Consider the following 10,995-nt stretch of genomic DNA (forward strand, 5'->3'; position numbering starts at 1 on the left):
GTTCGCCCCCGAACGGCATATCCTGCCATTCGGGGGCGAATCGTTTTCATAGATTTATATTGACATACAGCGACACACCCATATCTTTCAAAAGAAAACGCAACAGGCTATGAAACAAGTATTTATAGGTATGAAGAAATTGGCGTTCCGTTCTGCGCCAAACAAAAAATCAATCTCAGGCGAACGATTTTCCGTTCTGCGGCAAACGATTTTCAAATCTCAGCCCGACGAAAAAGCCTTTCCAAAATCCTTAAATCTTGAACGAAGCCTTCCCCCTCCTCTGCGTCTTGCCCATAAAAAAAGGGGCACCTTCTCACGAAGACACCCCCTCACATTTAACCTAAATTTAAAACATAGAAAATTGTATCATCATAACGGACGGATTACGTAAGTAAAGCTGTAATCCTGATAAGGCATGCGGTACTGTTCGAGCGGAATAGCTCCCCAACTGTTCACGCAAGCCAATCCGCGCTGACGCGCTGCCAACTTGACCACGCTGAAATCACGGGGTGTCAAGTCGCCGGAATGGCTCTGGTGGGCGTTCTTGTCCCAACCGTCATCCAAATCCGAAGCCAAATAGTTCAACGTGCTGCATTCCATCGGGGCGAAAGAATAGAACTCCAATCCCTTGCCGTTCTCATCCTTCACCTGCCAATAGCGTACCTCAGTCTTGTTTCCGCTTTCCTGCGGACGTACATAGCCCCAATACTGGTCGGCCACCTTCGCGTCGTACACCCCTAAACGGTCTCCGTTGTTACGGTCGATGTAGTTCTCGCCTGGTCCCTTTCCGTAATAGGTCAGCATATTATAGGCTTTCGGCATAACCAACTGCATACCGTAGCGCATCAGTTCCGGCTTGTGCTTGGCATCCTTATTGACCGTCATAGCCTCATTGACCACCAGTTCACCTGCCGGAGTCAACGTATAAGTCATCGTCAACGTAGCCTCTACCGACGGCATGTCATATACCACTTCGACGCCCTTCTCGGCCTTGCCTTCATTTTCCACCACCTTGAACGACTTCATCTTCATCTCAGGATTCTTCCAAGCATGCAACTTGCGTTGTGTGCCTGCCCCGTAGTCGTTGTCGGTCGGCGCACGCCAGAAATCGGGAGTAATGGCATAGCCCTCTTCCAACATCGGTTTCCCGTCCACGCCAAGGTAGTCAATCCAACCGTTCCAATGGTTGAAAGTGACAGAAGTGTTTCCTGCCGACAATGTGACCCATGCCACCTTTTCTTCTTTTTCCACTTTCCGGGTGTCATATTTGCCGGAAGTGACAGCCAATACGCTTTCCATCGTGGGGAAAGTATAAGGATTCACCACGAACTGTTCGCGTGCCACGGCATAGCCAGCATCGAGCATCGGTTCGGCTTTCTTCAGCACGAAGTCGAGGTTCAGCACCACTTCGCCTTTCACGTCCGCAGGCAAACTGTAACCATCCAGTTTCACCACACGTTTCTGCTGTGCGGGAATGTCGAGCGCATTCCGCCCGTTGGCCAATATTTTTCCTTCCGACTCCAACGTCCACTGCAATTCCACGTCGTCAAGCGACTTGAAGAAGTTCTCATTGTAAACTTCCACCTCGCCGACCTTCAAATCCTTGGCCGTAGCCCAGATGTTCTGATAGTAGTAACGCACTTCGTTGGCATGAGGATTCGGTTTGCGGTCGGGATTGATGATACCGTTGCAGTTGAAATTATGATCGCTGGTGGGATAACGGCCAAAGTCGCCTCCGTAAGCATATATCGTCTTGCCCTGTTTGTTCTTCACGCGCAGCCCCTGGTCCACAAAGTCCCAGATGAAACCGCCTTGGTACTTCGGATACTTGCGTACCATGTCCCAATATTCCTTGAATCCTCCCATGGAGTTGCCCATGGCATGAGCATACTCGCACTGGATGAGCGGACGCGGGTTGTCGCCCTGCGAGTACTTGTCGCAGCCGCCGTAATCGTAATACATCGGGCAGAAGATATCCGTCTTGCCGTTCTGTCCGGCCTGTTCATACTGGCACGGACGGCTCGGGTCGTACGCCTTCACCAAGTCATACGCCTTCTCGAAGTTAGGCCCGTAACCGGCTTCGTTACCCACGCTCCAGAAGATGATGGAAGGATGGTTCTTGTAAATCTTGATATTGCTTTCGTTGCGCTCCAAGTGTGCCTTCTCATAAGTCGGCTCCTTGGCCAACGTCTTGTCGCCGTAGCCCATTCCGTGGCTTTCGATATTGGCTTCAGCCACCATGTAGATGCCGTATATGTCGCAAAGTTCATACCAACGCGGGTCGTTGGGATAATGACAGGTACGCACAGCATTGATGTTCAGCTCTTTCATCACGCGGATGTCTTCCAGCATGCGGTCCATCGACACCACATACCCCGTCACCGGGTCGAGTTCGTGACGGTTGGCTCCCTTGAACAACACCGGCTGTCCGTTTACCAACACCTGGGCGTTCTTGATTTCCACCTTGCGGAATCCCACGCGCTGCGGCACAACCTCGGCCACCTGCTTGCCGTCCATCAAGGTAGTATATAAAGTATAGAGGTTCGGCGTCTCGGCAGTCCACTTCAAAGGATTTTTGATATCGAAGTTTATTTTTACTTCACCGTTTCCTCCGACTTTAGCCGTCTGTGCAGCCACTTCTTTTCCTTCCTTGTCTTTCAGGGAGAACATCACGGTCTCACCCTTGGCTCCCACGGCGTTCAGTTTCACCTCCAACGTTCCGTCCTGATAATTGTTCACCAAATCGGGCGTAATGAACAAGTCGGCGATGTGGGCCTGAGGACGTGCATAGAGATATACTTCACGGGCTATTCCCGTAAAACGCCAGAAATCCTGGTCTTCAAGGTACGAACCGTCGCACCAACGCATCACCTGCATGGCAATCAGGTTCTCCTTGCCCGGCGTGAGATACTTCGTCAGGTCGAATTCCGCCGACACCTTGCTGTCTTCGCTGTATCCCACGAATTTGCCGTTCACCCATACCATCAGGTTGGACGTAGCCGAACCCACGTGCAGGTAAATCCGCTCACCTTTCCAATCGGCAGGCACGGTCACCATCTTACGGTACGACCCCGTATAATTGTTACGCTCTTCCACGAAAGGCGGTTCGGGTCTGAATTGTGTTCTCCATGGATAACCATTGTTGCTGTAAATGGCATCTCCGTAACCATTCAACTCCAGGATGCCGGGCACGGGAAAGTCCGTCCATTGCGAATCGTCGTACTTCAGGGAATAGAAGTCGCGAGGGGCCTTGTCGTGGTCCTTGGAAAAATTGAATTTCCACTTGCCTTCCAATGACAGATAACGTTCCGACCGGGCTTTCTGGTCTGCCTTTGCCAGATTCTCTGTCTCGTATGCGAAAAACGCCGCACGCGGAGCCATGGTGTTTACTTCGTTCACCTCGGGGTCCAACCACCAAGGTTTGTCTTTTTGCGCCTCAGCCGAAAGAACGGCCAGACAAGCACAAGAAAACATCAATTGTCTAAACATGGTACATTTGTTTTATTGCGTCATAGACGCGGTTAGTTAATCATTTAGAAACTGCATACAAAGATACGTTTTTTGTTCTTTTTTCTCTCTAAAATGCAAAGTTTTTTGCTAAAATATTACGTGTTCGCACAAGATTTATTAACTTTGAAGGGGAAAACCTAATCCTTTGTGGAAAAAATAACTTAAATATCATGAATACCGACTTTTCACAACCGTTCAATCCCGAAGCCTACGCCCCGTCCGGCAAGGCGGACATACGGTTCCGACGTTACGTGGAGAAAGGGATGCCATGGTTCTATGGCATCGTCTTTCCTGTCATTCTCGGCTTTTGCCTGTACACTTATGAGAAAGAAACGCTTTTCCGGATACAAGAGCTCAACCTCTTCTTGCCGGACAGTACTTTCTATCATACGCTCTCGGCATATCCGGGCGGCACATTGCAATGGGCAGCCTGTTTCCTCACGCAGTTTTTTTATTACCCGGCTGCCGGGACAGCCCTTCTCATAGCCGTTTGGGTCTGCATTTGCTTCGTCATGCGCTCGGCCTTCCGGCTTTCCCCTTCATGGAGTTTTCTTCCCGCCTTGGTTCCGGCCGCCCTGTTGGCCGGCATAGTGGAGATGGGCTATTTCATTTATTATATCAAATTACAAGGTTATTTCTTCACGGGCTCCCTTGGCATATTGGCGGCCCTGTCGGCCGTATGGATTTTCAGCCGTACAGCCAACCGGAACCCATATTGGGGCTACGCGTGGATGACCGTATGGCTTCTCGCCGGTTATCCTTTATTCGGAGCATACGCATTGGCCGGCACGGGCTACATGGTAGTGCTCTGTTGGCGTATGCCGGGTACGCTATATAAGAACCGCGTCACCCCTACGGTATGGGGACTGTTGCTGCTCGTCGGAGTCCCCCTTGCGGCATGGCATTTTTATAGCCAAACAGCCATCAGCGAAATCTACACGGCTGCCCTGCCGAGTTTCGATGCAGGCGGAGAAGTATTCGCAGACTATCGTACACCTTATTATATATTGTTTTTCCTGCCACTGGCGGGTGCCGTCCTCTATGATTACGTGCCGGCCATCAAGAAATATCCCCTCATCCTTCTGGCTCACTTGCTCGTATGGGCGGCCACTGCATGGGGATTGAAAAAGGCGTGGTATGTGGATGAGAATTTCCGCAAGGAACTGCTGATGGCACGTGCCATAGAGGAAGAAGACTGGGAACAGATTCCGGCCATTTTCCTGAGCGGGACGGCAGAGCCAACCCGCCTGATGGTCATGAACAAGAACCTGGCTTTGTTCCGCCTCGGACGGGCCGGTGACGAAATGTTCCAATACAGGGAAGGAGGCGCACGCCCCAACGCGCCGTTCCTCGTACGGTTGGCCCACGTAGGCGGTAAAGCCTTGTATTACCATTACGGACAGGAAAACTATTGCTATCGTTGGTGCATGGAAGACGGTGTGACTTTCGGATGGCGGACGGAATACCTGAAATACATGGCCAAAACTTCTATCGCGGGCGGCGACTACAAAGTGGCACGCAAATACATCGACATGCTCAAACGCACTCTTTTCCACAAAGAGTGGGCCGAGAAATACGAGACTTACCTCGACCATCCGGAACAAATACGGAAAAGCAAAGAGTTTGCGCCGATTATCCGGCTACTGCCCAGGGAAGACAAACTGAACTCGGACCTGAACGTCATCGAAATGTTCCTGCTGCGAACCTTTGCTTACGGCGAGAGCGACGACCCACTCTATCAGGAACAGACCTTGATAGCGGCCTTACAGATGAAGGACATCGACATTTTCTGGCCTCGCTTCTTCCAATATGCCACCCTGCATAACGGGAAGCCCATGCCGCGCCACTACCAGGAAGCTGCCTACTTGTACGGCCATCTGGAAAACAAGGTAGACATCAGCCACATGCCTTTCGACCAGGAAGTGAAAGACAGTTACCAGCGTTTTATGGAGTTCACCCAACAATGCGCCGGTATGACGGAGGCACAAATGGCGGAGGCTTTCCGGCCGCAGTTCGGCAACACCTTCTATTATTTCTATTTTTTAGTCAACGGATTACAAACCTACTAACCATGAAAATTGCTCACGTTCTGAAGACCCTGACCGGCGGATGGCTGGCCGCCCTTTGTTTTGCTTGCAGCCCCCAAATGCCTGATGCCTATACAGAAAGTCAGGACGCACCGGACATTTATCCCGACTATACAGACGTGACGGTACCGCCGAACATAGCCCCGTTGCGTTTCATCGTGGACGAGAAGGCTGACGCTTATGCAGCCCGCATCAAATATCCCGGAGGAGAATGGACCACGGACGAACGGGAAGTGACTCCCTCCGTCTCGCAGTGGCGCGACATGCTGGCCTCGGCCAAAGGTGGTGCGCTCGACGTGGAAGTCTTTGTGGAACACGACGGACAATGGATGCGCCGCCGGCCATTTAAAATCCATGTAGCCGAAGAGGACATAGACCCTTACCTCTCCTACCGCCTCATCAGTCCTTCGTATGTCACCTACCGGGACTTGACCCTCAACCAACGCGATTTGACCAGCTTCGATGAAAGCGTCATTTACGGTAATATGATGAACACCGATGTGGAACATGCACAATGTATCAACTGCCATTCCTACCAGAACTACAATCCCCGGCGTATGCAGTTCCACGTGAGGGAAGACCGTGCCGGAACGGTCATTGCATACGACGGTACATTGGTCAAAGCCAACCTGAAAACGGATTCGCTCATCTCGGGCGGAGTATATCCCGCCTGGCACCCGACGGAAAAGCTCATCGCTTACTCGGTCAACCAGACCGGGCAGACGTTCCACACACGTGACTTACAGAAAGTGGAAGTACAAGACATGCTCAGCGACCTGATACTTTACGACGTGGAGAAAAACGAAGTGACGCGCATCCCGGGCGATACCGACGAATTGGAAGTATTCCCGTGGTGGAGCCCGGACGGCAAATACCTTTATTATGCCTCAGCCCGTTTCGTACGCAAGGACACGATAGAGAACTTAGACAACGAAACCATCCTGCGCTATAAGGAAATCAAATACAATCTTTTCCGGAGAAGCTTCGACCCGGCCAGCCGCCGGATAGGTCCGCCCGAATTGGTATTCGACGCGGCCGCACGCGGAAAGAGTGCCACGTTGCCGCGCATATCGCCCGACGGACACTACCTGATGTTTACGCTCGGGGAGTTCGGCGTGTTCCACATCTGGCACAAAGACGCGGACCTCTACCTGATGGACTTACGTACACGCCAAGTACGTCCCATGACGGAAATCAACTCTGACGATGTGGAAAGCTACCACTCGTGGAGCAGTAACGGACGGTGGGTGGTCTTCAGTAGCCGACGTTACGACGGAAACTACACACGGCCTTTCATTGCCTACATCGACAAAAACGGCAAAGGGCGCAAACCTTTCGAGTTGCCGCAGGAGGTGCCCGACATGCACCGGCGCTTCATGCGAAGCTACAACATCCCTGAATTCATGAACGGACCGGTCGAGATAACCCCGCAGGCGTTCGCCTCGCTTATCAGGGACACCGAAGCCCGACCGGCACGACAAAAGAACTAAACACGATAAAAAACCTATCAAAAAGTAATGAGAAACAAAACGATTAAAAGCCTGCTGCTCCCGGCGCTATGCTTCATAGCGGCAAACGGACAGGCACAAGGCACATTGGAAGACTACCGGAGGGCATATTCCCTCTACGAAAAGTTCAATGCCACACAGGTGTATAACGACCCGACAGACATACGATGGGACGGAAAAACTACATTCCACTACTCTGTCTATACGCCGGAAGGGACAGACTATTACGTAGGCAAAGTAACGGGAGACGTGAAAACGGCTGACGTAAAAGCAATTCACATGAAGGCCTTGGCAGAACTGCTTTCCCGCGAGACCGGAAAGGACATCCCACGAAACACGCTAAGACTGTCACGCTTGAGTGTGGACGAGAACCAACCCACGTCCGTATCCTTCGAATTCGACGGTTACAAATGGAAAGTCGAAGAAGCTTGCACCGCCGGACTACGGTTAGGCAGCAAAGAAACCCTGCCTGCCTCCAAAAGACCATGGAAAAAACCGCGTCACTGGATGGAAGTGGACGATGAGAAAGGGGCGGCTCCCGTAGCGTCACCCGACGGGAAACGGCAAGCTTATATCAAGAACGACAATGTGTACGTCAGCGATCGGGACGGCCGCCACGAACGGGCGTTGAGCAACGACGGGACGGCCGGCAATTACTATTCTAGTTGGCTCAAATGGAGCCCGGACGGCAAGTACGTATGTGCCAACAAGATACGTCCGGCCCAGAAACGGTATGTATATTACGTGGAAAGCTCGCCCAAAAGCCAGCTTCAGCCCATCCTTCACCAACAGGAATACGCCAAGCCGGGCGATGAATTGCGCTTCAAGGTGCCTTGCATATTCAACGTGGAAACAGGGCAGGCCGTCATTCCGTCTACCGAAGTCTTCGACCGCCAGTACGACTTATACGGTCCGGAATGGAAAGAAGACGGGAAAGCGGTGACTTTTGAATATAACGAACGCGGCCATAAGACCTACCGCGTGCTGGAACTCGATGCGGAAACCGGAAAGGTACGCACACTCGTGGAGGAAAGCAGCCCCACCTTTGTCAACTACAGCCGTATGTTCCGCCATGTCCTGAAAGGCGGGAAAGAAATGATATGGATGAGCGAACGGGACAACTGGAACCACCTCTACATGATCGACATGGAGAAAGGCAAGGTGTCCCGGCAAATCACAAAGGGCGACTGGGTGGTGCGCCGCGTACTCAAAGTGGACGAAGACAACCAAGTGATTTACTTTACGGCCAGTGGTGTAAATCCCAAAGAAGACCCTTACCATGTACATTACTATAAAATAAACATGGACGGCAAGCAAATGACCTGCCTCACGCCAGAAGAAGGAAACCACTCGGCCGTCTTCAATGAAGATTACACCCTGTGGATTGACAAATATTCCACAGCAGAACAGGCTCCCGTCACCGTCCTGCGCACGACACAAGGCGAGAAAGCGGAGGGACGGACATTGGCACAAGCGGATTTAAGCAAAATCAAATCGGCCGGATGGACTGCCCCTGAAATCTTCACCGCTCCCGGACGGGACGGCGTGACACCTATGTGGGGCATCATCCAACGTCCGACCAATTTCGACCCGCAAAAGAAATATCCGGTCATCGAATACATCTATTCCGGCCCCGGAGATGCTTACACGCCCAAAAGCTTCCTTCCCTACAACGGATATACGACGGCACTGGCCGAATTGGGATTCATCGTTGTGCAGCTCGACGCCATGGGGACATCCTATCGCGGAAAGAAGTTTGAAGAGGTGTGCTATAAGAACCTGAAAGATGCCGGTTTCCCCGACCGTATCCAGTGGATCAAGGCGGCAGCGGAAAAGTACCCCTATATGGACAGTACCCGTGTGGGGATATACGGTTGCTCTGCCGGAGGACAGGAAGCTTTGGCCGCCGTACTTTTCCACCCGGAATTCTACAAGGCATCCTACTCCAGTTGCGGTTGCCACGACAACCGGATGGACAAAATCTGGTGGAACGAACAATGGATGGGCTATCCGGTGGACAGCAGCTACATCGCTTGCTCCAACGTGGAAAACGCCCACCGGCTGACACGCCCGCTGATGCTCGTGGTAGGAGAAATGGACGACAACGTGGATCCGGCCTCCACCATGCAAGTGGTCGATGCTCTCATCAAAGCCAACAAGGATTTCGAGTTGGTGGTCCTGCCGGGCGTAAGGCACAGCATGGGTGAAAGCTACGGGGAACACAAGCGTTTCGATTTCTTCGTAAAAGAGCTCATGGGAGTGGAACCACCGAAATGGGAAGAATTGAAACGAAAATAGAAAGAACTTTCATACGCAGACAGCCCGCCGGAATCCGGCGGGCTGTCTGCGTATGAAAGCCATACTTAGCCTCATTTTATGGCTATTGGAAATCTATCTCTCCGTAAGAGAGCGTACAGTGGGTATTTACTGCTTGATAACCAAAGGAGTATATGGAATTTGTTTTCTGGATTTTGTATGCAGTGTTTGATTTTTGTTCACTTTTGTTTGCTTAGTTCCTTGGTAAATCCTAACTTTGTGTGAGCGATCGCTCTCTTACGGAGAGACAAACCCAATTACCAACCATTTAAATTCAAACTTTATGAAGAAACATTTGTTATGGACATGCTGCCTCTTGGCAGTAGGATTCGCTTCCTGTAGCGATGACGACGAAAAAAAGACTGACCCCACTCCTCCGGGAGACCAAGCCACGACAACTCCGGACGTAAGTCAGGATCTGGGCATACAATTCCCGGTGACCTCCATCAACGGAAGTTGGGAAGTATTCAATTACACTGACGGCAAACTAACAAGCGGTACGTTATCCAACCCGAACGGTACTTTCACCATCAGCCACAATCCGCTCACCATCAAGGTTGAAATGCAATACGGAGACAGCGGCGATGAAAGTTCCGTGGAAACCTACACCAATATCAAGGTAAACGACAAGGGATTTGCCACGTCGGCCACTTACCAATCCACGGACGTGTACGATGGCGAGACCGAAAAGACAAACGGACAGGCCACCATGGCATACGACGCGGATGGGCATATCACTGAAAAACAAGTGAACTCAACAGGCCCTGGATACACGGAGAACTATAAAATCACTTACACTTGGAACAACGGCAACCTGCTCAGCGTACAAGTTGAAGACCGCTATTCAGACAATGAAGAATCAGGAGTTCTGACGACCATTTACAAATACACGTATGGAGAAGGACAACCGAACCCCGGTATTTATTTTGATGGAATGTGGTACATGACTTACGACTTCATGTGGTATGCCGGACTGTTCGGAAAGACCACCAAGGACATCCCCACCTCCGTAAAATATACTGAAATAGAAGACGGGCAAGTCTACTATGAATATGAAAAAACGCTTGTCCCGCATTACAATGAAAACGGCTCATTGGCTTCTCTGGAGTATTGGAATGCAGCCGGGTATGTAGAACGGACCTATACATTCGGATATAACGGACAAGCCGTGGAAGCCTACGTGGACCCGGCCCAAAAGAGCCTGGAAACAAGACGGGCACACCGTATCCACCGGAAAGCAAAACCTATCCGGTATTAACCCGCATACCGTCGGACGGATTTTCCGCCCGACTTTATATCCAAAAAGTTGCGCCCCGGGAGTTTCCCGTGAAGGCGCAACTTTTTTAATATCTACAAAAATATACGGACTCAGCGCAAAACCACCGTCAGTTTGTTTGCCTCCGGCGTGTCCGAACTGTTGCCATACATGATTTCGTACTCACCGGGAACCACGCGCATTGTGTTCGTGGACGTGTCGAAGAACTCGAAAGCATCGGGAGACAGTTCGATGGTAACCGTACGGCTCTCGCCTGACTTCAGTTCCACACGACGGAAACCTCGAAGGCTCTTCAACG

Annotated in this window: 7 protein-coding genes; 5 read left to right on the forward strand and 2 right to left on the reverse strand. The window is 51.4% G+C overall.

Features of this window, described 5'->3' with window-relative positions; all coding sequences use genetic code 11:
* The first annotated feature begins 109 nt into the window (after positions 1-109).
* On the forward strand, positions 110-391 hold the full coding sequence (locus HMPREF9441_RS17875; protein ID WP_008621140.1) for a hypothetical protein: 282 nt from the start codon (positions 110-112) through the stop codon (positions 389-391).
* Here HMPREF9441_RS17875 and HMPREF9441_RS11040 read toward each other — a convergent pair.
* The gene (locus tag HMPREF9441_RS11040; RefSeq protein WP_008621147.1) at positions 370-3,489 is read right to left on the reverse strand and encodes a glycoside hydrolase family 2 TIM barrel-domain containing protein; all 3,120 of its coding nucleotides are present in this window, start codon (positions 3,487-3,489) and stop codon (positions 370-372) included. The genes HMPREF9441_RS17875 and HMPREF9441_RS11040 overlap by 22 nt on opposite strands.
* 191 nt (positions 3,490-3,680) lie before the next feature.
* On the opposite strand from HMPREF9441_RS11040, the gene HMPREF9441_RS11045 reads away from it, so the two are divergent.
* From HMPREF9441_RS11045 to HMPREF9441_RS11060, 4 genes are all read left to right on the forward strand, one after another.
* On the forward strand, positions 3,681-5,579 hold the full coding sequence (locus HMPREF9441_RS11045; RefSeq protein ID WP_008621149.1) for a DUF6057 family protein: 1,899 nt from the start codon (positions 3,681-3,683) through the stop codon (positions 5,577-5,579).
* A 2-nt stretch (positions 5,580-5,581) separates the two neighbouring features.
* Entirely contained in the window at positions 5,582-7,087 is a 1,506-nt protein-coding gene (locus HMPREF9441_RS11050) for a TolB family protein (RefSeq protein ID WP_008621150.1), read from the forward strand.
* A 27-nt stretch (positions 7,088-7,114) separates the two neighbouring features.
* Entirely contained in the window at positions 7,115-9,403 is a 2,289-nt protein-coding gene (locus tag HMPREF9441_RS11055) for a S9 family peptidase (protein ID WP_008621152.1), read from the forward strand.
* A 301-nt stretch (positions 9,404-9,704) separates the two neighbouring features.
* Entirely contained in the window at positions 9,705-10,679 is a 975-nt protein-coding gene (locus tag HMPREF9441_RS11060; protein WP_008621155.1) for a DUF4595 domain-containing protein, read from the forward strand.
* Positions 10,680-10,789: 110 nt separating this feature from the next.
* Here the strand turns inward: HMPREF9441_RS11060 and HMPREF9441_RS11065 are convergent.
* On the reverse strand, positions 10,790-10,995 hold a 206-nt coding region (locus HMPREF9441_RS11065), incomplete at its 5' end, for a fibronectin type III-like domain-contianing protein (RefSeq protein ID WP_244949736.1).

Origin of the sequence: Paraprevotella clara YIT 11840, from assembly GCF_000233955.1 — a bacterium.
In the GTDB taxonomy this organism is placed as follows: Bacteria; Bacteroidota; Bacteroidia; order Bacteroidales; family Bacteroidaceae; genus Paraprevotella; species Paraprevotella clara.